Raw genomic sequence first — 21,071 nt, 5'->3', positions numbered from 1 at the left:
CTACACGTCGGCCGATTCTAATCGTATGGTGATGACCAGCAGGGTGCGACCATAATCCGAAGCACGAGAGGCATTAATGAAGCCTAACGTCTTTTTATTGCTATTCGACTCCTTTTCAAAACCGCAGAGGACTAATGTCTGCCCCAACTTCATCGTCGATCTTTGGGAAAATGCCTGGGTGGAAACTTGCGGGAGTTCGATCGTCACGTCCGAAGTCGTGAACTCTTTCATTTCGTCGAGCGACGAAAGGTTCAAGTTGTACTGGAGTATTACCCGGCGCTGATCAAGGATGTGGGGAATGACCGTCATGGCAAATCCCGTGGTCACCTCCCCTGGGGTCACTTCCGTGGTCTGGCTGTAATCCGTGGTCGATTTGCCGACGCCAGCCAGGTAGGCATGCCGCTGCACGGCCATGACCGGCACCGGCTGGCCGCTCATCACAAGGCCGCCGGCGGACGTGACTTGGCTCGCCTTGCCCCACTGCCCGAGAGCTTTGAGGACCCCGGCGCTGTCCTTCAGCTTCCCGGAAAGGATCGTCGCCGTGGCGGTGTTGATGGCCCCGACCTCACTCAAACTTCCGGCGGCTACGGTGAGGTTCGAGTCCTGAAAAAGGGCCTGGAGATTGATCCCTGCCTCGGCGTTATCCGTGACGTTAAGCGACCAGACCTGGACGTTGAGGGCCACCTGCCGCGACAGGCGAACGTTCAGATCCTCAACATAGGTCGCCACCCGGCGCACACTGTCCGGAGTGTCGCGCACCGTCATGGAGCCGGCCGACTGATTGCTGACCACCACCCCTTTGGGCGTCAGCAATGCCTTGATGTTTCTTTCAGTGTCTGCCCAGATATCATAATTAAGCGACGTGCTATTGAGCTGCGCATTCTGGGCGCTCGTGTCTTCTCGCTGAACTGTTTGATTGACATTGGAGCTGCTGACGCCGGACGAGGAATTTTCTTTGGATTTGTTCGTCAACTGATTGCGATAGCTAATGGTTCCCGGCGCGCCCGCGATCGTAAATGTCCGGACCACCATTTTCGCAAAGGTGATGATGTTCGTTTTTTGGTCATAATCCCAACCATATCCAGACTGCATGGCTACTGTATCAAGTAAACCTCGCAGTTTTCCTTCATAAGATATGGAAAGCGTTTTCCCATCACCGAGTCCCGTCGTGAGGGACTCCAATCCGTGGCCACCGCCTCCGCTCTTTTGGAGCAAGGCCTCCAGTTCCAGGTTGACCCCGGAGCCGCCCTGTCCGGCACCGGCCGCGTCCGGAAGTGCGTGGGAATGCGGCTCGGATGGGGATTTTTTGGAATTTTCGTCACTATCTGGAGCGACCTGGACCGATAAGGCCGTCAACTCGCTGATGACTGCCGCAATGTTGAGCAAAGACCCTTTTCGGCGCAGCATCACGTGCTTATCCAAAACAGGATTGGTCGGCTGCAACGGTATGATTCGAGCGCCCATATAGGGCTCATCCACAACCTGAACCGATTTAGACCGGGATTGTTCCCGAAAACTGTCACCTTGCGCTTCAATTTCCGGATTTATTCTTGCCTTTGGCGTACAGCCTGCGACAATAAGCATCGCTAATATTATTCCAAAACCGCGTATCATATCTCTCTCCTTCCCTCTTCTTTCAAAAGCTAAGCGTTTAATTATCTGCGACTTCCAAAACGTTATTTCCCTGGTAGACGGTTACCCGCAGGGCGTGCCCGCTGTGCTGCAACGCGGAGAAAAGCTTTTGAATCGCCAACACGAAGTCCGCCCCAAAGCTGGCCCGGGCCTCCAGATCAAAATCATGCGTGGCCTTCCAGATCAGTTGATATTGAGCCCGGGTGGCCCACGTTTCGAGCTGCGAATGGAGACTTCCCCGGTCGATGGCCCACTCCGGCGCGACGGGTGCAATGGGTGGCGGCGTCTGACCCGTTTCTCCCGCAGGCGCGGTCGAATGTTCCACCGGCTTGGAAGAAACGACAGGAGGAGTCGGAGCGGACACGACAGGAGCGCTCACGGGCTGAACCGGCGTCGCAGTTGCCGGGGCTGCCGGAACTGGCGCAGGCGGATTGGAGGCGGATTTGGCTGGAGCCGCATTTTCCGAAAGCAATTTGGAGACAGGGGAAGGCCCGGCAGGAGGAGAAGAAACCGCCGGAGCAGGATCGGGAGCCTTTACAGGGGCGGGAGGAGTTTCCACCGGCCTGACCGCAACCGCCGGCTGAATCGTCGGCGGCGCGTCCGCCGCTGCCAAGGTCCGGATCGGCGAGAATTTGGGCTGGCGAACTTCGGAAGGAGAGCCGGCCCGGGCCGGCTCGGGCAGTGGCGTAAGTGCAACCGCAGGCTCATGGGGCTCATGGAGAAGCACCCGCCGCCCGGCGGGAATGACCGTGTCCGGAGCCACGTCGTTGAGGCGGCAGAACTCCCCCACGGGCACCTTGTTACGTTTGGCGATCTTGGCCGCCGTGCTCTTCACGCGTACCGGCACGTCGGCACGCTCGTCCCGAGCAGATCCGGCCCTGCGCTCCAGCTTGGCCGGCATCACCGGTGCCGGCCGGGGAGCTGACACGACTACGGGAAGCGCATCGTTGAGTGGACGGGGCTCCGGAGCCAAAGCCGCTACCGAAGGCACGCCTTCGGCGGGAGCATCTCCCTTGGTCCGCCGGGTTTCACCGGTCAAAGCGCGTAACGTCCCAAACGCAACGCCATCCGACGTCCGGACCCGCACATAACAGGTCGGGGGAGTCTCATCATGGATGACGTCCAGGGTGTACGCGACACGCATTCCCGAAGCGTCCGGAGCGGCTACGGGGAAGCCCCGCTCCCTCAGGGCGGATTCGAGGTCCTGGCCGAAAGAGGAATCCGTTTTGACCAGAGCCAGGGTTGTCCGGGCCGGCGGATAACGGTGGGCCATCTCCTCGGCAACTGAAGCGGCCAGTGTCTGGGCATCACCGGGGTAATCGGCGCTCACGCCGTCATAGGCCGTCATGCCGCCGGTATCGGTGCGAGATCCGCGCATGGCGGCGCACCCTGGAAGCACCAGGAGGGTCAGGACAACAAGAAGAGGAAAAGTGCTTCGCATCGCCAGCCTCACTGCGCTTTACGGATGGTGATACGTTGCTGCTTGCTGCCCACGCCGGAGATCAGCTTCGCCTCGGGAAACACCCCGTCCACGAGCAGGGTCAGGTTCTTCATCCGGAAGTTGGCCAGGGTGTCCTGGCCGCCGTTGCGGACAAGAACCACTGGAGCGTCACCGGATTGCACTGCGGGTGGAAGCTTGATGAACATCTGGCGGCCATCGTCGAAGACTTGCAGAGGCTTCCACGGAGCATCGCCATTTATTTCGTACCCGAAGTTCAGCTTGCTCAAGTCCGTCGGCTGGCCATCGACATCGGCCGTTTTGAACTCCTTTTCCTTGGCGTCCTTGGCCTCCTTCTCACGCAGACGAGCGGCACCATCTCCAGGGTAGAGAAATGCAATATGGGGAGTGTGATCCGTGCGCTGGCTTTTGAGACTGAGGTGGTAGGCCCGGCGGTCGGTGGTAATGACGGCGCTCGTGGAAAGTCCTGCGTCCACGGGTTTAATGAGGATATGCGTAGTGGTGCCGGACTTGGCCACCTCCAGCATCCAGCGTGCCGAATCCCCGACAACCACCTCATTGACGGATTCGCCTGGCTGCAATTCCACGTCGCAAATCTGAAGCGGCGCACCAATGATCGTGGGGGTCAAAGCCCCAAACACGAACATCACCTTGCCATTGGCCTGGATAGGAGCCGGACCGGTATTCTCCCAGTCCCTGGCCAGCTGCACGGCTTGGCGATCCCGGGCCGTGAGCGGAGCATTGGAATTGGGACCAAAAACCGCCATAGGGGAGAGCGGCGCAAGGGGCTTTCCCGGTTTCGCCTCGCTTCCCATCGCATCCATCTTATAATCTTCAGGGACCCAACCCTTGCCCTTGTCGTCGGCCCAGCCTGGGCTGACGAGGAAGGCCAGGAGGGTAAGCAAGCCAGACACAGTAAGGAGCATCCTGTTCATCTGCGGCATCCTATTTGCGGGAGGTAGAGGTGGTGGGCTCCATGATCGTGGAGCTGGACATCGCCACAACGTAGATGCCCCCAGGGTTTCGGATGACCTGGGCGTCCGTGGTTGGCGGCTGCATCTGGATCGTGAGGGTTGCTTGGTAGGATTCGCTGGAAATCTGGACACCGCTGTGATTGCGGGTGACTTCATCCCATTCCACCCGCCAGGAATCGACGCTGACCGGGGAAGGGAGGCTCTTGACGTAGACCTGGACCAGACTGGTTTTGGCCCTGTCATAGGGATTGTTGATCTCGTACCACTGGCGCATCTGACCCTTTGCCGCTCCGGTGACGTAGTAGGAAAGTCGCTCCAGCAGTCGCTTTTCCAAATCCAGATCAGCAGTGACGGTGCGCCAGTTGACCACAAAATCCGCCAGCGTAGCCTGGATCACCCGGGTCGGCGTGGCCGATGCTTCCGAGGCCTGGGCCACAGCCGCGATCCGGCCCAGTTTGTCCACCTCGACGACATAGGGGACGATTTTCTGCTGCCCGGCCTGGATCACGTTCCCTGCGATCGAGATCCCCGTGATGGCGAGGCACCCAAACGCCACCAGCCGCCACTGGCGAGCCCGTTGGATATAGCTGCCATAGCGTTCAAGCCATTCCTCGCGGCCGGAGACGTAGGAACATTTCTCCGCAGGAAGGATGGCTTTTCCTACGAACTCTGCTTTGGGTTTTGATTTGCCGGGCATTTTGATATTTTCTCCTCATTCGATTTGAGATTTAACTTTCGAAATAGTGTTTGAGGGTTGAATTTTCTTGTTATAATTTCTTAGTATCGCATCTATTACGCCTGCGACTTCTTTTACGCATTTCCATCTCCTTCTTTATTTGAGTCATTCGCCATATTACGCATCTTCATTTCCTGAAGCCGCTTACCAGCATTGGCGGACATTCGACCAAAATGCCCCACTTTGCCGGCTTCATGCCGAGCCTCTTGATGTGAACCCAGAAGTGCCTTCCCGAACTGCATCGCTTTGCCGCCGACGCCGGAGGCTCCAGACGCTTGCGCGGTTTGGGCAGATTTTTTCACCGCCATGCTCCCTCCGACGCTGACGCCTAAAGCCGTCGCTGCCGCGCCGACCGCCCCGCCGGCAACCGCTGCGGCGGCTTGACTTAATGCCGAACCACTACTAACATTTGATCCATTAATTATTCCTGCGATTGCATCAGGGAGGCTCTTCACAAGAGCAAAAAGAACTATTGAAACTCCAATAACTATTATAATATCTTCAAGCTTAGCATCCGCCAATGACATATCTTCAATAAATTCCAACCCAAGCCCCATGACTAATTGCATGACAAACAATTTAAATGCGACAGACAAAACATAACGCATTACATTTATTGCATACTCTTTAAAATAAACCAGCCCACCAAGACCCAATAAAATCATACTAGCGTTCATCACCAAGGAGGCTTCGCATTTTATCAAAACGACTTGCGCCGTCATTAAGGCAAACGTTATAATTACAATAAGTGCCGATATAATATAACCAAGTGTGTCAATTGGATTGCTAAACAACGCAATTTTATCTATAATGGTTTTCGCCAAGTTATAACCCGTCACCAAGGGTTTATCTGCATTCGCACTGGCTGGCCCCAATCCACTTGCTATATCTTTCAACCCATTAATTAGATTCCAGGACCACTCTTTATAATTATGAATTACCGCTAAAATTAAACTACAAAATAAAATAGTCATTATGAATTGACCCAATACTTCATTCAGATTATTTCGATGAACCACAGCCTTGACACCAAACATAGCTATTGTTATAGTTGTACATATTCCAAAAAGATTTAATGCATATTTTTCTAGAGCACTGCTCCAGGAGCTGGACTTTTCATAAAAAATATTTACCACTTTGCTTACCACATCTGTTGAAACTCCAGACTGAGCAGAACTCACAGAGCTCATGGTAATTAATAAGACCACGAGAATAAGGAGTACCACAACCATGAATCGTTTGATTTCCATTGTATCAATTTCCTTTTTTGCTTTAATCATTTGTGTAACAATTCAGGGGTGCCAATCCGATCAAAATAAACTTGAAATAAAAAAAACACAGCTCGAGGTTGAAAAGTTAAAACGTGAATCTGCTGAAGCAGAGGCGCAAAAAAATCTTCGCAAAGAAATTTACAGCACAAACAAACTGAAAAATGCACAATCTCATCCAGACCCATTCTAAAATGGATCACTACGCGAGGTAGCTTCTTTCAATTTATCTGTTGTCAAAGAATCCTTCCACGCATCTTGTTTTATCTGCTCATTCTTTTCGTCCTTCATTCCCTTCTGGACGCTAGCCTGAACAGAAACAGCTAATAACGATCGAAGCTTTTGACTCTCCTGGAGTTGCAGCGCAGCAATTTGGTTCCCGGCCTCCAACGCTTTCATCTGCCCGTCTGGCGTCATCAAAAGGTCGTTGAGCTGGCTATCCAGTTCCGCGGCCTTTTGTTCGATGTCGTTGATTTGCATGCCTGATTCCTGAAAAGCAGCCTGATGCGACCTGTCCACCTCGTCGGACCATTTCTTTCGCATTTCATCAAACGTACTTGAGGCAGCAGCCATGTTATCCTTTGTCGATTTCGCTAAATCGCGGATACTATCCGTACTAGAGTAGCTGCTTTTAAATATTTGACTCAACGCGGAAGCATCTCCCCTTTGCAAATCCAATTGCTGCGTCAAAGAAGTCAACTTACTAAATGTCCCTTGAATTTTATTACGGATACTATCCGGTAAATTGACGGTATTTTTGACCATATTTTCATACTGTTCGATACCCTGCTGCACGAGCTGAATTTGCTGTTCAGTCTGCTTCAATGCCTCAGAAACCTGCGTATAAAGCTGCGAGAGCTGTTCAATACTCGTCACATGCTCCAACGATTGCGTAAAAATGTCGCTGCAATTGGTGCAATAAACGACTTGCGAATGCCCATCACGGATACTCAAAAAGGAAATGACCAAGACAAATCCTAAAGTAATACTTTTCATGATGCCTTCCCCCATTGTTGACGGTTGAGCCATGCGTCAGGCCATTTATCTCCCAATTGCTCTTGCAACACTTTAATATTATTCAGGCTCTCCTTGTCACTCGCTCCCACAAAACGCATCGCCTTCTTTCCGAGTGCCAATTGAATGAGGCGGCTTCCATTTGGTGTCACAACATAATAGTCGCGTTTGGCCACTGCCGAGGCGATAATTTCAATTTGTCGGCCATTGAGGCCCATCTCGGTATAGAGATTGGCCTGCACCTCCTGACGTGCCGTGATGTTTGGCAAGAAAATCTTCGTCGGGCATGATTCCACCAGGACGTCGAGGATTCCGGAGCCCTTGGCGTCGGAAAGACTTTGCGTAGCCATTATGACGGCGCAGTTGGCCTTACGAAGGACCTTCAGGAGCTCGCGCAGCTTGGCGCGAAAGACGGCATGACCAAATGCCACCCAGGATTCATCAACTACGATGATGGCCGGTTGCCCCTTGAGGGCTCGCTCAATGCGGTGGAACAGGTAGAGCAACACCGGGATCAGATTCTTCTCGCCCATGTTCATGAGGTCCTCGATCTCGAAGACCATGAAGGGGGAGAGGCCCAACTGATCGGTCTCTGCGTCGAGGAGAAACCCCATGGCGCCAGCCCGGGTGTAATGCTGGAGCCCTTCCTTGATGCGCTGATCCTGAACCAAGCTTGAGAAATCACTGAGACTGCGCATGTGGGCCGGGCTCTCGCGCAGCAGGGTCATGGCCGCATGAATGTCATTGCGGGCACGAGGGGTAACCAGGACACCTTGGAGCTCCAGAAGGGTGGCGATCCACTCCTCGGCCCAGGCCTGTTCGCTGGCGTCATCCACATGCTGGAGAGGGGCAAAGGCCAACTCCTCACTCCTGCCGATCTCGTGGTGGGTCCCCCCGACGGCCGCGCACAAGGGGAACAGGCTCATGCCCTTGTCGAAGGCAAAAACCTGGGCTTGGTCATAACGGCGAAATTGCGCGGCAATCAGGGCAAGCAGTGTGGATTTTCCCGAGCCCGTGGGGCCGAAGATCAGGGTATGGCCGATGTCGTGGACATGCAGATTAAGCCAAAACGGAGTCGATCCGTCTGTGGTGCAAACCATGAGGGCCGGCGATGACGCAGGGTAAAACGGACAAGGGCAAGTCTGGTCGCCCGACCAGATGGTGGAAAGCGGAAGCAGATCAGCCAGATTCAGCGTATTGACCATCGGCCGTCGCAGGTTTGCGAAGCCGTTGCCGGGATGGGTGCCGAGCCAGGCGTCCAGAGCATTGATCGTCTCGATCCGGCACCCGAAACCCATCGTCAGGAGTGTGCGGCGCAGTTCTCTGGTCCACTCCGCAAGCACGATCGGATCGTCATGCAGCAGGATAATGCAGGACGTCAGGAATCCAGCCCCGACATACCCGCCTTGAACCTCGACAAGAGACTCTTCGGCATCCTCAACCATCCGGGCTGCATCGCGATTGGGACGGGCGTTCGGCAAAGAGAAGAATTTATCAACGAATTTGAAAACGTTTTGCTGCCAGCCCTTTCGGTAGGAATTGATTTCCTTTGCCGCGTCCAGTTGATCCAAGCAGATGAAACGGGAGGAGAAACGATAGGGGAGCTGGAGGCCATCGAGCACCGAGAGCATGGCCGGCCAGCTCTCCTGGGGAAGGCCATCGAGCGACAGGACGGCAATCCGCTGGTTTCCGATTCGGGGAGTCAGGCCCCCAATCAGCTCTTCGCTGCCGAGGAGGGCATCAAGATACATGGGCCGGCCGGGCACCCGAACGGGCTGCTCGATTCCGGTCAGGCACAGTTGCAGATGCGAGAGCAGTTCGCTGAAGCGGATCAGGTTCCCGAACTCATCTTCCTCGACCGTGTCCCCCAGCCGAGTGAGGCGCAAAATGCCGGCCAAGGCATCCTCAAACTCCGCCAGGGCAGTCTCGAACTGCTCCAGGCTGCGTTCCAGAGTCAGGGAGCTGCCGCCGCCGGTCTGAGCCCGAGCCGCCATTTTATCAGCTCCCACGTCCGGCTTATAGCTCAGGATCAGGACGGTCTTCGTGCGGTAGCAGATTCCACCGCTGAAAAATTCACGGCGCTCCTCGTCGATAAGTTTCGAGACCGGGTCAGGGAAATGACTCTCATCGGGCCGGGAATACGCATCGTAGCGGCTGCGGACAGCATCCACATGCAGCATCCACCCGGAACCCAGTAATTTTACCGCCAGATTGAATTGTTCCGAAACGAATTCCAATTCTTCGGGGGTACTGGAAGCCATATCCCGACCATTCATGCTAAATCCACCGAGCAATGCTCCGTCCTTACAAAGGACGATCCCAGGAGCAATCAGCGCGGCATAGTTCAGTAAATCTGCCAATCCCTTGTCTCTGGAACGAAAACGCTTCAAATTGAGCATCAATTTTTCCTCCAAAGACTGGACTTTGGCGCATAGTAAACCTGTTGCTTGATATGCCGCATCCAGACCTTGGACATCAGCGGGTCATGCTTGGCCATCCGTCGTGCGAACATCAACCCGGTCAAATAGAGCAAAATCGCGGTCATGCCGGAGAACCAGGTCATGCCTCCGACGCCGACGAGAAAGGCCAGGAGGCAGATGGACAGGGCAACTTCGCGCTCGGCACCCATGACATGGTTGGGCCGATGCAAAGCTTGATGGATGGGAGTCGTCCTCATGTTGAGCCTCTTAGATCGTTGCGCCGGAAAACGTAAAAATTGTGGTCACGATGTTGGAGGCGAAAGCGATGAAGGAAATCCCAAATACGATCGAGAGGAGCAGCTTGAACCCCCCGGAAATATCTTCCTTATGCATAATGTAGTAGATGCCGCTCGCACCCATGAAGAGGATCGAAATATATTTGCCGGCATCACCTGTGATCGTGTTCATGACCTTTTCAAGTGGAGCCGAAAAATCACTGATGCCTCCAGAGGCAAAGGCATCCGAACAAAGGAATAAACCACCAAACACAGCCGCCAAGGCGAAAACATTATTCTTGCGCATGATAATTACCCCTATTGAGCTATATATTGTTTAAACCAATGTTCATCATTCGCCCTTGCCTTATTTTCTAAGATATATTCCAGATTATATTCCCTCCGTTGCCAGTCATAATCATAGACATAGGTTACTTCTGTTATCCTGCGGCCTTTTGATGTTTTTTGAATAAAGATGACGACGTTAATGGCTCGGCTGATCAAACGGTGCATTGGGGAGGTAAGACGCTCAGCAATGAGGTCTTCCAGGCGACCAAGGGCATCGACGGCGCTATCCGCGTGAAGCGTGGCGAGACCTCCGGGGTGGCCGGTATTCCAGGCCTTGAGGAGATCGAGCGCCGCGCCGTCGCGCACCTCACCGACGATGATCCGGTCTGGCCGGTAGCGCATGCAGATCTTCGTGAGACGCTGCATGTCCATGGTCTCCGACGTGCGGAAGAGCACCCGGTTGGGACTGGCCACCTGGAGCTCATTGGTATCTTCCATGCAGATGATGCGATCATGGGGGCAGAGCCGGCACAGGCTATCGATCATCGCGTTGACAAAAGTCGTCTTGCCGGATCCAGTTCCTCCGGCCACCAAGATATTGCACTTGCGCAGTATCGCTTCCTGGAGGCAGGCCAGCAGATGCGGCTCCAGGATCCCTGCCTCGGCATAGGATTCGAGCGTAAAAATCGTGCTGGGCTTTTTGCGGATCGTGAACGATGGGCCTGGGACGATGGGGTAATCCGTCCCCTCGAAGCGGCTGCCATCAAGAGGAAGTTCCCCTTCGACCACGGGTTGCTCCCGCGTGATGGTGGTGCCAAGAGCGGACGCCACCAGCGAAACGACGCGCCGGGCCTGCTCAGGAGCAATTCGGTCCACTTCGCGCATGGGTTCGCCAAACCGCTCCACCCATAAGGAGCCGCACGGGTTGGCCATGATTTCCAGCGTCATGGGATCGGACAAGGCCGTCATGACCGTTTGGCCCAGGGCCTGCTCCAGGTTGCGCGTCAACCGGGGATCGCTCATCGCAGGCTCCCCAAGACGAAAACCGCGACATTGAGCAGGGCCGAGACAACCACAATGGCCGACAACCACTTCTGGTTGCTTTGGGAAACGTGCAGTGCATTGGCGTGTTTCTGGCAGGCCTCCTGGACGATCTCGACGCCAGAGGCGACTTCCGAAGCCTGACGGGCTGCCTCCAAGAGCTTTTGAGCCTGACTTTCAAAATAAGCGGTCAATGCCTTGTTATGACGGCCAAGCAGCTTGTCGTAGTCACCCAAAAAAGCATTGTTGATGGTCACCAGCATGAGCATGGGGTCGTCATCGCTCATGGTGGTCTTATGTTTCTGGATCAGCAGGGTTCGCACCTGCTCAATGCTGAGGCCGATGCCATCCGGCATTTCCAGACCTGAATCAGCCTTGTCCGGAACCTGTGCTTCGGGAGCCATCAGGCACCCCTCCCCAGCAGGAGATTTGCCGTGTCCATGATGGTCACGACATCATCCCAGTATTTGGCCAGCCGCCGACGAACCATGACCGGCTGGGAGGAGTGGATGGCAGCCTCGAAAGACTGACGGCGGGCCAAATGGTCGGAGAGGTCTTTCCCGAAGGTGGTGCTGTTGCGGTTAGGCAGCTCGATGACGGCGTGGAATTGGCTGCCATGGTCCTCGTAGACCTTGAAATCGTAGAATCTCAGGCCATCGAGTGCGATTTCGCCGTCCTTGGGATTGAGCCAGACAACCAGGTTGGCCTGCGGGAAATGATTGGCCAGGGCAGCCAGGCCGTTGACCGTGTCCTGGATGCCCTGGCCACCTGTCACGATCGAATGCAGCACGACGGTATGTCCCTCGGCCTGAAGAAGATTTATAGCGTCATTTTCCAGCAAGTAGGAACAAAGCGGAATGAAGCTGGAGGCCCCGTTGTCGATCACCAGATGGGCGTCATCCGGCAGGCCCAAGGCTGTTTCCATCAGGCTATCAAACATCCTGGCATCAATGTTCGTATCTTTCATAATCGGCAAAACGCTGACATCAAATTCTTTGTATCCTGCAAGGGTATTGTTTACAGGATCAGTATCAATGGCATGAACTATAAATTCTTTTAATTTATAGTATTGGACGAGAAGAGATGCGATGAAGGATTTCCCGACACCGCCCTTCCCTTGCAACACAAAGTGAATAGTTGCCATTTATTCATCATCCCCGGTTATATTGTTTTTCGGTATGGTAAAACTTTTTGTTTCACATTTAGATTGTATGACAGGACTTCTTTGAATTTCCTCTTCATTTTTTGAAGAGCTTTTCTTCGCCAAGAACTCTTGTTGTCTCGGAGTCAGCGGAGCCGCTCTCGTGGTTGATGGCCTGTATTCGCTGCGTTTTGCTTTAGCGACAAGAGAATACAGCGCACGCAAAAATGTTCTATATGTATAACGCTCTTCAATAATTCCTTTCTCGATGAGCGTTTTAAATATAGCTTCCGCACTGTATTTTTCATCAAGCCATTTTTCTATCAACTCTCTGTTTGCCGTTACATCAATACGCGCAACACCCTTCCGCCTCACATATTTGCGCGGAGCTGAATCGCATTTCTTTGAATTGGTAGGCATGTAACCACCTGCTGAAGTTTTGAGTTGCCGCTTTTGCGGCTTGCAAAAGGACCTCCTGGGCGGGCAACCAGCCTCGGGAATGCAGATACATCCAGAGCCCCCTGACCCGTGACAGCTCGGCATCGGTCAGCGATCCCGGCCAAATCGCCAGGGCTGCATTGAGTTGCCGCCAAGCCCCTTCGGGAATGCGGCGAACGGTCCGGGCCGCCTCGGGTTTTTCCCCTTGGAGTCCAAGAGGCTTTGGATTTTGGTCTTCACCCTGAATCGAGGGACTTGGCCTTGGTTCACGTTCTGGAATGGCCGCGGCCGACGAGGCGGCTGGGGCAGCTGTCAGCGCAGGAGTAGGCGAAACGGCGTCTTCCCAGCGCCGTTCTTTGAGCCATGTAACCAGGAAAGGCACGAAGCCCCGAAGCCAACGGGGATTGCGGGCCTGGTTCTCCTGGATAAGGCGCAGAATCGTTTCGAGAGGCGGCAGCACACCCAAGCGCCACAGACGCATCCACCAACGAAGCGCGGCAATGCGCGCCTCTCGGATGGGCCACGCCGCCCACAGGCGATCAAAGGCAGCGAGGGCTTCGGCTTTCCAGGATCGCGGCGATTGCGACAGAGGGGCAGCGACTTCCCCCACGCTGGGGGGTAGGGGGGTATTCTTCTCTTCTTTCTTAATTACGAGCGCAGGTTTTTCGCGGGTACCCTCGGAAGCTTTTTCAGAGGCGACAGGGAGGACCCGACGGCGCGAAAGCTCTGTTTGGACGAGTGGATGTGGAAGAAGGCGATAGGTGTTGGTCTCCCCATCCCTCTCTTGAATTTTGGCGATAAATCCAAATTTCTCAAGATGATTCAGGTAGTTCTGCACAGACCGGACACTGACGCCGAGCCGGGTGGAAAGGTAGCGCTGGGAAGGCCAGCAACGATCCCCCTCCCCGCACAGCTGCACGAGAAGGGCGAACGTATACCGCTCTCCCAGATGTAGGCTTCTATGTTGCACGCAATCCGGCACAATCAGACCCCGTTGCTGTAAGTCTTTTCCAGAAAAGTTCATGATTTCATCGCCTTATGGACGACCGGGAAAAGGCAATAAATAAGCCCCCCAACACTTGACACCATTCTCTGAGTTGGGTATGAACTTCTCAGTCTTTTTCTGAAAAGTTCATCTGCCTTTGAAACCCGCTGTTGACGCAGCGGGTTTCGCCTTTTTCGGCCTACTGGTTTACGCCAACGGCAATTCTCCGTGGACAAAGTTGAAGAGCGGCTGGCTCATCAGGGCCGGACCACCACGCCCGGCCGACCGCTCCCGGGCAGCGGTTTCGCTTTTCCGAATCCAGATCATGCCCATTGCTTCAAAGCCCGCCTCGCGGTGCCAAGACGTTTCATCCCCCCGAGATTGCCGCCGAGGGAGACGGAATTCCTGCCGTTGCTGGGGCTGCCCTACCGGCCACATGAGGATTCGATAGGTCGCAGCCTTCGTTTGTTCCCCAGGGGAAACCTGGATAAAACCCGCCTTGGCCAATTCGGACAGATGGTTTTGGACCGAGCGACGGCTTTGTCCGATCCATGCGGCCAGACTCTTTTGGTTCGGGGAACAATGATCTTGGCCGGCCTCCTCCGCGACATGACACAGGATCGAAAACACCAGCTTTGCCCCGGGATTGAGATCAGGCTGGCCCAGGACAAAGCCGGGAACTACCAATCCTTCCCTAATTTGCAACATGACGACCTCCATCAAATGCTGTAGACCTTCTCTTTCTCGTTGCAGAACACATGACGAAAGATACCAAGCAAAACAGCATTGAATGCTTTTTGCAGGGAGTGCTGTTTTATGTCTTCAATCGACACAATACTGCACTTTGTGCAAATAAAATATATTATATTGTCATAGTCTTCGCCAACACACTTTTCCCAAAACTTTATCAACCCACAGAAAGCCTCTTTTTCTTTTTCAGTCAACTCAATTCCATTTTTACTTTTAATCTTAAAGAGTGACCACCATATAAAATTATACGCGCAAGTCGTATCGCTTTCTTGCAAATCATTTAAATTTTGGACTTGGAGCACAATACATAATTGCTGGATAGCCTCTTCAATGTCCAAATCATCGATGTAGCACCAATAATCAAGCCATCCTCGAATACCTTCCATCTTTTCCAGATCCATAGACATGGGCGCTTCGAACTGGAAACGTGGCCTCCCTTTTTCCTCTGGGGTGGTACCCAGCTCCGGACGTGGCCTTTCTTTTTCCCCTGCGGTAGTTCCCAGTTCGGGGCGTGGCGGGCTGTTCAGGTCCTGGAGCTTCTTTTCCATAGCGTTGAAGGCCTGGATGTACCGGACCTTCCAGGCCAGGGCCTTCTTGCCGGTAAAGCCCATAACGAGCAGCGTGAATCCATCGCGGGAAAGGTGGTAGGCGGGACGCCTTTCTCCCTTGGCGTCGAGGTATTCAACGGATCGAAAATTCGATTCGTTGAACTCGGACGGGAGACTCGCCATCAAACGGCGAATGGCTTCCAGGACATGGAGGTGTTTTTTCCGAAAGTGCTGGCCGACTTTGAGGCTGGTCACCACCGGAGCCCCATCCAAAAGGAAGACCTCCGGCACCAAATCGCCCTTGCCTCGGGAGGCTTTGCCCTGCAATTCATTCATATGGCGCAACCTCTCTGGGCATGGCTCCGCCCCCGGGCTGGAACGGGCCGAGATCCCCAGACGACTGAGGCACGGGGTCACGGCGCGGGACGGCCCTCGGAAGGCCGCCACGTAAACGCGGAGCGGCCTTTGCAGGGAGAGAGGGCAGGGAGGAGGGGCGGAAGCAATCGGAAAAGGAAAAGCCCGTGGGGTGCTGCGGCAGCACGCCCACGGGCTTTAGGAAGGACGGAAGTATAGCGACAGAGTAGGAAACAAAGAAAAGCGGCAAGACCCTGCCTTTGCAGGCCCTTGCCGCCATTGAAGTCTTGGCGTCCCCAAGGGGATTTGAACCCCTGTTAGCGGCGTGAGAGGCCGCCGTCCTAGGCCACTAGACGATGGGGACGGACGCTTTGCTGGTGGGCCGTGCTGGGCTCGAACCAGCGACTCTCTGCTTAAAAGGCAGATACTCTACCGACTGAGTTAACGGCCCACACGGGAAGAAATTCATTATGCGCCTGGCGTTCGCCTGTCAAGGATATTTCTTCGGCAAACGAAAAAAACATCCACCCGGGCCCGGACGCGCTTCCCAAAGCCACCCCCGCCGACTATACCTCCGCCTGCATGGACCTGACCCACACTTGGCACACCCTGCTGTGGCCGCTTGGCCGGCTGCTCGTTTCCCTGGCGTTTGGCCTCCTTGTGGCCAACCTGATCGAGGCCCTCAACTGGACCCGCTTCCTGGCCCGGCTGGCCGCGCCCGTCATCCGCCTGGGGCATCTGCAAGACGTGGTCGGCGCCAGCTTTTCCATGGCCTTTTTCTCGGGCATGGCCGCCAACTCGCTTCTGGCCGAAGCCTACGGCGCGGGCCGGCTGTCCGACAGGGAACTGGTGCTGGCCAACCTTTTTAACAGCCTGCCCACCTATTTCCTGCACCTGCCCCAGATGTTTTTCGTGACCGTCCCCTTTCTCGGACCGCGCCCGGCCGGCCTCTACGTCGGGCTGACCCTCTTTGCGGCCCTCCTGCGCAGCGTCGCCATCCTGGTCTACGGCCGGGCCGTCCTGCCGCCGCTCCCGGACGGCTGCGTGGTCTGCCATTTAAAGGACAACGACTTTTCCTGGGGCAAGGCCCTGCGCAAGGGTTGGCACCGGTTCACCCGCCGCATCCGGTCCATGGTGCTGTTTACGGTCCCCATCTATATCGGTATCCACTATATAACGGTGTTCGGTTTTTTCGACGCCGTGGAAAAATGGTTGTCGGCCCACCTCGGCTTCCTGTCCTTTCTCACGCCCCAGGCGATCAGCATCGTCATGTTCCAGGTGGTGGCCGAATCCACGGCCGGCCTGGCCGCGGCCGGGGCCATGCTCGGGGCCGGCGACCTGACGACCCGGCAGGTGGTCCTGGCGCTTCTCGTCGGCAACATCCTGTCCACGCCCATGCGGGCCTTCCGGCACCAGTTCCCGTATTACGCCGGCATCTTCAAACCCCGCACGGCCGCGCGGCTGATCCTCCACAACCAGGCCTTCCGGGCGGCGAGCATCCTCCTGGTCACCGTGGGCTACGCGGTCCTCGGCTGAGGCGGACGGGCCGGCGCGGGGGTCGAAACGGCGTCCGGCCGGGCCAAACGGGGACGCCTGGGCCAGGCCCTCCCGGGCCGGGCCGGGCCAAAGCCCGGGATGCGGGCGGACCGGCGACCGATCGCCTTCTTACCGCCTCAAATTTATGAAAAAAAAACCTGTGCCGCGGGCCATATATTTGTTGTGTTTGTCTTCGGTCCGTGTAAAATAGGCCATTATCATCAACGCGCATGACTTCTTTCGATTCTTGGACTTTGAGGAAGTTGACCTCCAAACGCCGAAAACAGACCATGCCAAAGACCGGAGCTACAGTACATGTCGAAGAAACTTTACGTTGGTAACCTGTCCTTCTCCTCTTCGGAAGACGATGTCCGTGACCATTTCGCCCCTTACGGCGAAGTGATCAGCGTCAACCTCATCACCGACCGGGAAACCGGCCGTCTGCGCGGCTTCGGCTTCGTTGAGATGGATGACGAAGGCGCCAACGCCGCCATCCAGGCTCTGGACGGCAAGGAACTCGGCGGCCGTACCCTGAAGGTCAACGAGGCCCAGGACAAGCCCCGCTCCGGCGGCGGCGGCGGCGGTGGCCGTCGTGGCGGCGGCGGCGGTGGTTACGGCGGCGGCGGCGGCCGCTGGTAGAACCTCTACCGGCGACGGCCACTGGCCCCGGTCCTCGCATGCCCACGGGCAGGCGCACCCCAGGGCATCCGCGATAGGACCGTAGCCGTAAGCTTGAGTGTCAAAGGCCGGGACGTTTGTCCCGGCCTTTTTTCCTCCTTCCCGGCAGCGTACCGGTTTTCCGGAGACGCGTGTCGGTTTTTTGTCCGCGCTCCTCCATTATCCCCCTGCGACCGCTGCAGAAAAGAAAAGCAGAGTCACCTTGCGCCAGGCGCCGGGGCGGCGGTATGCTGTCGGCATACCCGGTCGCCGCGCCGCCAGCCCGGCGGGTTTCGGCCCCGACACCCCGTGCAAGGAACCGCCATGCCCCAGCCCCTCGCAGACCCGGATTTCTACCGCTACGACGCCAACCACCGTTTCGCGGCCATGTACCCGCTTCTGGCCCGACAGATCGTGGACGATTTCGGCATCACGCAGGGCCTGTGCCTCGATGTCGGCACCGGCAGCGCCGCAGTCCTCATCGAACTGGCCAAGATCACCGACTTGAACCTGGTCGGCCTCGACGCCCAGCCCGAAGTGCTGGCCATGGCCCGGGAAAATGTCGCCCGCCACGCCCTGCCGCCGGACCGGTTCCGATTTCTCACCGCCGACGTGACCGACATCCCACTGGAGGACGGCTCCGTGGACCTGCTCATCAGCCGGGGCTCGATCCCGTTCTGGCCGGACCACACGGCGGCCTTTGCCGCGCTTTACCGGGTCCTCGCCCCGGGCGGGGCGGCCCTGGTCGGCTGTGGCTTCAGCCGCTACCAGCCCATCGAGGAGGTCCGGGCCATGCGCCCCACGTGGTCCGGCGACGGCCCCAAAGACGAACGCAACGCCTGGAAGGACGACGGCTATCTGCCCCGGGTCCTCGACGAGGCCGGCGTCCGGGGCGCCACGGTCCGTCGCGATCCCTACGGCGTGTGGGTGGAAATCCGCAAACCCTGAGGCCGGGAAGCGGGAGACCCGCTTGGGCCTGTGCCCCCCTCCTCCCTCGTCGCGGCCAGCGCCGGCCCACCTCCCGCCCTCGGGCCGGCCTTCTTTTCACTTTCGAATTAACTGTCTTATTTATTTAGATAAATCCATCCTTGCATCTTCTCCTTCCAGCGCCGCCCGTTTCCGGTATACTGGGGTAGGAAACACGTGCGGTACGCCTTTCAATAAGAAAGAGACCTCGGACGGACAACTGAAAAAACACAGGAAAGACGCATGCTCAATCGCAGACTCTGGTTGATAGACGCGGGCTACATGTATCGGGGACAATCCATTTACAGCCGGGAGTACAGCATCGATTATGTGAAGCTGCGAAACAGACTGGAAAGTGAAGAGCCGCTCTGGCGGGCCTATTACCTCAATTCCGTGCCCCACCCCACCCCGGACTCCCAGGTGGCCTTCTACAACTGGATGCGCAGCGCCCCGCCCCTCGGCCCGAAAATCATCACCAAGCTCTACGAACTGCGCTCGAGCGAGATCACCGACCTCTACTGCGAACAGGACCGCCGCAAGGTCCCGGTCTCCTGCCCCAACGACCGGGCCCACCGGCTGAGCCGCGAGCAGCAAAAGGGCGTGGACGTGGGCCTGGCCACCCTGGCGCTGACCCACATCGAGAACTACGACACCCTGATCCTGTCGTCCGGCGACAGCGACCTGCTCGACGCCATCGAGTACATCACCGAGAAAAACAAGCGCTTCGAGCTTTTGGTCTTCAAAAACGGCGTGTCCACGGACCTGCAATGCCGGGCCGACCGGATCTACTGGATCGACGAGTTCGCCCAGGACGTGGCCCGGTAGCGCGGATGCGGGAAAGGACGGGGGGAAAGCCTCCGGCGGCCAAAGGGCTGTCGCCCTTTGGGATCCCGGAAACGGTCCGGCCGTAAGCCCGACGGGGGACACGGGACGTCCCCGCCATCCTTCCATCCATAAAAAAGCCCCCCGGCAACGCTGCCGGGGGGCTTTTTGTCTTGTGGAAAGGGTTTCCAAAGGGCGAGAGCCCTTTGGCCGCCGGAGGCATTCCTCCGTCTCCCCTCCCCCTCCGTCCCCCTTCCTTCGTGGCGCCCGCCTCAGCGGCCGGCCATATCGCGCAGGCGGCGGATGCGCTCCTCGGTCGGCGGGTGGGTGGAGAAGAGCGAGGCCATGGACAGGCCGCCGAAGGGATTGACGATGAACATGTTTTCCGTGGCCGGATTGGCCTGCATGGGGATCTGGTGGGCGTAGCTGTCGAGCTTGCCGAGGGCCCCGGCCAGGGCCAGGGGGGTGCCGGACAGGCGCGCGCCCGTGGCGTCGGCCAGAAATTCCCGGGACCGGGAGATGGCCATCTGGATGAGCGAGGCGGCAATGGGGGCCAGGATGGCCATGGCCAGCCCGCCGAGCAGGCCCGGGCCGCCGCCCTCCTCGTCGCTGCTGCGGCTGCCGCCGAAAATGGCCGCGAACTGGAACATGTTGGCCATCATGACGATGGCCCCGCCAAGGACCGCGGCCACGGACTGGATGAGGATATCGCGGTTTTTGATGTGTCCGAGTTCATGGGCCAGGACGCCGCGCACCTCGTCGGGCGAGAGCAGGCGCAGGAGGCCTTGGGTGACGGCCACCACCGCGTGGTCGGGATTGCGGCCCGTGGCAAAGGCGTTGGGGGATTCCTGGGCGATGATCATGATCCGGGGCTTGGGGAGGCCGCCGTTTCGGGCCAGTTCCTCCACCATGGTGTGGATGCCCGGGGCGTCGGCCGGGGACAGTTCGCGGGCCCCGTACATGGCGAGCACGATCTTGTCCGAAAACCAGTAGCTGCCGAGGTTCATGACGATGGCCAGGCCAAAGGCGATGACCAGGCCGCTTCGACCCCCAAGGGCCTGGCCCACGATCATGATCAGGGCGGTGAGGAGTCCGAGTAAGAGGGCTGTCTTGATCTGGCTGCTCATCCGTGTTGCTCCTCCGGGGAATAGAAAAAACCTCGCCCGGTCCGGGATGGGCCAGGCGAGGTCAATATGATCATGTTTCTCGTTACTGCAACCGATTCCTGTTACCCTTCGTACAGGGATGCGGCTTGTTCCGGCCGTTGCGACCGGGCCGTCTCCCAGGCGCTGGCGAAAGGGCGGTTCCCTTCGCCGAGCGGGTTCCGGAGAGAACCTCCGGTTCCGCGACTGCGCGGCGAGGCATCTCGCCGGGTATTGACAGTTCTCGTTTTTTCAAGCGCTTTCGCGCTGCATTTGCATCGTTGCCGAAGTCCTGATCCTCTACCCTTTTCTGAAGCGGCCCCGTGCCCCATGGGCAGGTTTTTCTGCCGCTTCTCCCGCGATCGGGGAAGTCCTTTCGCCTTTTCGGCCCGCAGGCGGCCTTCCTGTCAGGGCGACTCGCTTCGCCGGGTATGGAACTGTAGCGCCCGTCGGCGTCAAACCTCCAGCTCGGATTACATTGCGCGTTGTCGAAACCAGGTCCTTTCCACCCAACTGTCTGCGACGGTCTGTACCGGCCCTTCGGACCGTACCGTTTTGCGCGTTCCTTGGCGATCGGATATGTCCTTTCGCTTTAAAGGCTCCGGCTTTCACCGGTTTTTGCCTT

Annotated in this window: 21 protein-coding genes, 2 tRNA genes, 1 other RNA gene and 1 pseudogene; 5 read left to right on the top strand and 20 right to left on the bottom strand. The window is 56.9% G+C overall.

Annotation, left to right across the window (positions count from 1 at the left end; genetic code table 11):
* From DFW101_RS13970 to trbL, 5 genes are all read right to left on the bottom strand, one after another.
* Window positions 1–1,614: a type IVB pilus formation outer membrane protein, R64 PilN family gene (locus DFW101_RS13970; protein ID WP_009182171.1), complete on the bottom strand. Its 1,614-nt coding sequence runs from the start codon at window positions 1,612–1,614 to the stop codon at window positions 1–3.
* A gap of 37 nt (window positions 1,615–1,651) precedes the next feature.
* Window positions 1,652–3,010 (bottom strand): TcpQ domain-containing protein, encoded by a 1,359-nt coding sequence (locus tag DFW101_RS19135; RefSeq protein WP_198285074.1) that lies wholly within the window; start codon window positions 3,008–3,010, stop codon window positions 1,652–1,654.
* A 71-nt stretch (window positions 3,011–3,081) separates the two neighbouring features.
* Window positions 3,082–4,026, bottom strand: coding sequence for a P-type conjugative transfer protein TrbG (gene trbG, locus DFW101_RS13965; protein WP_009182169.1), 945 nt, complete (start codon window positions 4,024–4,026; stop codon window positions 3,082–3,084).
* A 10-nt stretch (window positions 4,027–4,036) separates the two neighbouring features.
* A complete protein-coding gene (locus tag DFW101_RS13960; protein ID WP_009182168.1) occupies window positions 4,037–4,762 on the bottom strand; it encodes a VirB8 family type IV secretion system protein in 726 nt (241 codons plus the stop codon).
* A gap of 113 nt (window positions 4,763–4,875) precedes the next feature.
* Window positions 4,876–6,051, bottom strand: coding sequence for a P-type conjugative transfer protein TrbL (gene trbL, locus DFW101_RS19130; RefSeq protein WP_009182167.1), 1,176 nt, complete (start codon window positions 6,049–6,051; stop codon window positions 4,876–4,878).
* Here trbL and DFW101_RS19540 point away from each other — a divergent pair.
* Window positions 6,032–6,262: a hypothetical protein gene (locus tag DFW101_RS19540; RefSeq protein WP_157137645.1), complete on the top strand. Its 231-nt coding sequence runs from the start codon at window positions 6,032–6,034 to the stop codon at window positions 6,260–6,262. The two genes, trbL and DFW101_RS19540, sit on opposite strands and share 20 nt — an antisense overlap.
* On the opposite strand, the gene trbJ is transcribed toward DFW101_RS19540, so the two are convergent.
* The 14 genes and pseudogenes from trbJ to DFW101_RS13900 all read right to left on the bottom strand — a co-directional run bounded on the left by trbJ (window position 6,259) and on the right by DFW101_RS13900 (window position 15,774).
* The gene (gene trbJ / locus DFW101_RS13955) at window positions 6,259–7,065 is read right to left on the bottom strand and encodes a P-type conjugative transfer protein TrbJ (protein WP_009182166.1); all 807 of its coding nucleotides are present in this window, start codon (window positions 7,063–7,065) and stop codon (window positions 6,259–6,261) included. The two genes, DFW101_RS19540 and trbJ, sit on opposite strands and share 4 nt — an antisense overlap.
* Window positions 7,062–9,482, bottom strand: a complete 2,421-nt coding sequence (locus DFW101_RS13950) for a TraG/VirB4 family ATPase (RefSeq protein WP_009182165.1) — start codon at window positions 9,480–9,482, stop codon at window positions 7,062–7,064. The genes trbJ and DFW101_RS13950 overlap by 4 nt, the downstream gene beginning before the upstream one ends.
* Complete coding sequence (gene trbD / locus DFW101_RS13945; RefSeq protein WP_009182164.1) at window positions 9,482–9,760, bottom strand: conjugal transfer protein TrbD; 279 nt, start codon at window positions 9,758–9,760, stop codon at window positions 9,482–9,484. The genes DFW101_RS13950 and trbD overlap by 1 nt, the downstream gene beginning before the upstream one ends.
* Window positions 9,761–9,770: 10 nt before the next feature.
* On the bottom strand, window positions 9,771–10,085 hold the full coding sequence (locus DFW101_RS13940) for a TrbC/VirB2 family type IV secretion system protein (protein WP_009182163.1): 315 nt from the start codon (window positions 10,083–10,085) through the stop codon (window positions 9,771–9,773).
* Between the two features lie 11 nt (window positions 10,086–10,096).
* Window positions 10,097–11,089, bottom strand: coding sequence for a P-type conjugative transfer ATPase TrbB (trbB, locus tag DFW101_RS13935; RefSeq protein WP_009182162.1), 993 nt, complete (start codon window positions 11,087–11,089; stop codon window positions 10,097–10,099).
* Window positions 11,086–11,511, bottom strand: coding sequence for a hypothetical protein (locus tag DFW101_RS13930; protein ID WP_009182161.1), 426 nt, complete (start codon window positions 11,509–11,511; stop codon window positions 11,086–11,088). The genes trbB and DFW101_RS13930 overlap by 4 nt, the downstream gene beginning before the upstream one ends.
* Window positions 11,511–12,251, bottom strand: a complete 741-nt coding sequence (locus DFW101_RS13925) for a nucleotide-binding protein (RefSeq protein WP_009182160.1) — start codon at window positions 12,249–12,251, stop codon at window positions 11,511–11,513. Before DFW101_RS13925 ends, DFW101_RS13930 begins: the two co-directional genes overlap by 1 nt.
* Window positions 12,252–12,668 carry a hypothetical protein gene (locus DFW101_RS19535; RefSeq protein WP_157137644.1) on the bottom strand — a complete coding sequence of 139 codons (417 nt, stop codon included), beginning with the start codon at window positions 12,666–12,668 and terminating at the stop codon, window positions 12,252–12,254. It lies immediately after the preceding gene.
* Window positions 12,595–13,710: a helix-turn-helix domain-containing protein gene (locus DFW101_RS19125; RefSeq protein WP_009182159.1), complete on the bottom strand. Its 1,116-nt coding sequence runs from the start codon at window positions 13,708–13,710 to the stop codon at window positions 12,595–12,597. The genes DFW101_RS19535 and DFW101_RS19125 overlap by 74 nt, the downstream gene beginning before the upstream one ends.
* A gap of 204 nt (window positions 13,711–13,914) precedes the next feature.
* An RNA gene (locus DFW101_RS19120) (hammerhead ribozyme type II) lies at window positions 13,915–13,981 on the bottom strand.
* Window positions 13,982–14,169: 188 nt separating this feature from the next.
* Window positions 14,170–14,379, bottom strand: a pseudogene (locus DFW101_RS20295) (helix-turn-helix domain-containing protein); the annotation flags it as partial.
* Between the two features lie 11 nt (window positions 14,380–14,390).
* Complete coding sequence (locus DFW101_RS18670) at window positions 14,391–15,305, bottom strand: Rha family transcriptional regulator (protein WP_009182158.1); 915 nt, start codon at window positions 15,303–15,305, stop codon at window positions 14,391–14,393.
* A 306-nt stretch (window positions 15,306–15,611) separates the two neighbouring features.
* Window positions 15,612–15,687 (bottom strand) — tRNA-Glu (locus tag DFW101_RS13905).
* Window positions 15,688–15,698: 11 nt separating this feature from the next.
* Window positions 15,699–15,774, bottom strand: a tRNA-Lys gene (locus DFW101_RS13900).
* 131 nt (window positions 15,775–15,905) lie between these two features.
* Between DFW101_RS13900 and DFW101_RS13895 the strand changes: the two genes are divergently transcribed.
* The 4 genes from DFW101_RS13895 (at window position 15,906) to DFW101_RS13880 (ending at window position 19,307) form a co-directional block, all read left to right on the top strand.
* Window positions 15,906–16,859 carry a membrane protein gene (locus DFW101_RS13895; RefSeq protein WP_009182157.1) on the top strand — a complete coding sequence of 318 codons (954 nt, stop codon included), beginning with the start codon at window positions 15,906–15,908 and terminating at the stop codon, window positions 16,857–16,859.
* 315 nt (window positions 16,860–17,174) lie between these two features.
* The gene (locus DFW101_RS13890) at window positions 17,175–17,498 is read left to right on the top strand and encodes an RNA recognition motif domain-containing protein (RefSeq protein ID WP_009182156.1); all 324 of its coding nucleotides are present in this window, start codon (window positions 17,175–17,177) and stop codon (window positions 17,496–17,498) included.
* Between the two features lie 342 nt (window positions 17,499–17,840).
* Window positions 17,841–18,464, top strand: coding sequence for a class I SAM-dependent methyltransferase (locus tag DFW101_RS13885; RefSeq protein WP_009182155.1), 624 nt, complete (start codon window positions 17,841–17,843; stop codon window positions 18,462–18,464).
* Between the two features lie 261 nt (window positions 18,465–18,725).
* Window positions 18,726–19,307 (top strand): NYN domain-containing protein, encoded by a 582-nt coding sequence (locus DFW101_RS13880; protein ID WP_009182154.1) that lies wholly within the window; start codon window positions 18,726–18,728, stop codon window positions 19,305–19,307.
* A gap of 269 nt (window positions 19,308–19,576) precedes the next feature.
* Here DFW101_RS13880 and DFW101_RS13875 read toward each other — a convergent pair whose 3' ends face one another.
* A complete protein-coding gene (locus DFW101_RS13875; protein ID WP_009182153.1) occupies window positions 19,577–20,431 on the bottom strand; it encodes a zinc metalloprotease HtpX in 855 nt (284 codons plus the stop codon).
* Between the last annotated feature and the right edge of the window lie 640 nt (window positions 20,432–21,071).

This window comes from Solidesulfovibrio carbinoliphilus subsp. oakridgensis (assembly GCF_000177215.2).
GTDB classification, from domain to species: domain Bacteria; phylum Desulfobacterota; class Desulfovibrionia; order Desulfovibrionales; family Desulfovibrionaceae; genus Solidesulfovibrio; species Solidesulfovibrio carbinoliphilus.
Note: the sequence above shows the minus strand (reverse complement) of the source record. Positions and strands in the feature narration are given on the sequence as shown.

What these genes read in the sequence shown, in the direction of transcription:
- DFW101_RS13970 (WP_009182171.1), bottom strand. Translation starts at nt 1,614, where the DNA reads ATGATACGCGGTTTTGGAATAATATTAGCGATGCTTATTGTCGCAGGC.
- DFW101_RS13895 (WP_009182157.1), top strand. Translation starts at nt 15,906, where the DNA reads ATGGACCTGACCCACACTTGGCACACCCTGCTGTGGCCGCTTGGCCGG.
- DFW101_RS13925 (WP_009182160.1), bottom strand. Translation starts at nt 12,251, where the DNA reads ATGGCAACTATTCACTTTGTGTTGCAAGGGAAGGGCGGTGTCGGGAAA.
- DFW101_RS19540 (WP_157137645.1), top strand. Translation starts at nt 6,032, where the DNA reads ATGAATCGTTTGATTTCCATTGTATCAATTTCCTTTTTTGCTTTAATC.
- DFW101_RS13960 (WP_009182168.1), bottom strand. Translation starts at nt 4,762, where the DNA reads ATGCCCGGCAAATCAAAACCCAAAGCAGAGTTCGTAGGAAAAGCCATC.
- DFW101_RS13940 (WP_009182163.1), bottom strand. Translation starts at nt 10,085, where the DNA reads ATGCGCAAGAATAATGTTTTCGCCTTGGCGGCTGTGTTTGGTGGTTTA.
- DFW101_RS18670 (WP_009182158.1), bottom strand. Translation starts at nt 15,305, where the DNA reads ATGAATGAATTGCAGGGCAAAGCCTCCCGAGGCAAGGGCGATTTGGTG.
- DFW101_RS19125 (WP_009182159.1), bottom strand. Translation starts at nt 13,710, where the DNA reads ATGAACTTTTCTGGAAAAGACTTACAGCAACGGGGTCTGATTGTGCCG.
- DFW101_RS19135 (WP_198285074.1), bottom strand. Translation starts at nt 3,010, where the DNA reads ATGCGCGGATCTCGCACCGATACCGGCGGCATGACGGCCTATGACGGC.
- trbL (WP_009182167.1), bottom strand. Translation starts at nt 6,051, where the DNA reads ATGGAAATCAAACGATTCATGGTTGTGGTACTCCTTATTCTCGTGGTC.
- trbG (WP_009182169.1), bottom strand. Translation starts at nt 4,026, where the DNA reads ATGAACAGGATGCTCCTTACTGTGTCTGGCTTGCTTACCCTCCTGGCC.
- trbD (WP_009182164.1), bottom strand. Translation starts at nt 9,760, where the DNA reads ATGAGGACGACTCCCATCCATCAAGCTTTGCATCGGCCCAACCATGTC.
- DFW101_RS13875 (WP_009182153.1), bottom strand. Translation starts at nt 20,431, where the DNA reads ATGAGCAGCCAGATCAAGACAGCCCTCTTACTCGGACTCCTCACCGCC.
- DFW101_RS13930 (WP_009182161.1), bottom strand. Translation starts at nt 11,511, where the DNA reads ATGGCTCCCGAAGCACAGGTTCCGGACAAGGCTGATTCAGGTCTGGAA.
- trbB (WP_009182162.1), bottom strand. Translation starts at nt 11,089, where the DNA reads ATGAGCGATCCCCGGTTGACGCGCAACCTGGAGCAGGCCCTGGGCCAA.
- DFW101_RS19535 (WP_157137644.1), bottom strand. Translation starts at nt 12,668, where the DNA reads ATGCCTACCAATTCAAAGAAATGCGATTCAGCTCCGCGCAAATATGTG.
- DFW101_RS13890 (WP_009182156.1), top strand. Translation starts at nt 17,175, where the DNA reads ATGTCGAAGAAACTTTACGTTGGTAACCTGTCCTTCTCCTCTTCGGAA.
- DFW101_RS13950 (WP_009182165.1), bottom strand. Translation starts at nt 9,482, where the DNA reads ATGCTCAATTTGAAGCGTTTTCGTTCCAGAGACAAGGGATTGGCAGAT.
- trbJ (WP_009182166.1), bottom strand. Translation starts at nt 7,065, where the DNA reads ATGAAAAGTATTACTTTAGGATTTGTCTTGGTCATTTCCTTTTTGAGT.
- DFW101_RS13880 (WP_009182154.1), top strand. Translation starts at nt 18,726, where the DNA reads ATGCTCAATCGCAGACTCTGGTTGATAGACGCGGGCTACATGTATCGG.
- DFW101_RS13885 (WP_009182155.1), top strand. Translation starts at nt 17,841, where the DNA reads ATGCCCCAGCCCCTCGCAGACCCGGATTTCTACCGCTACGACGCCAAC.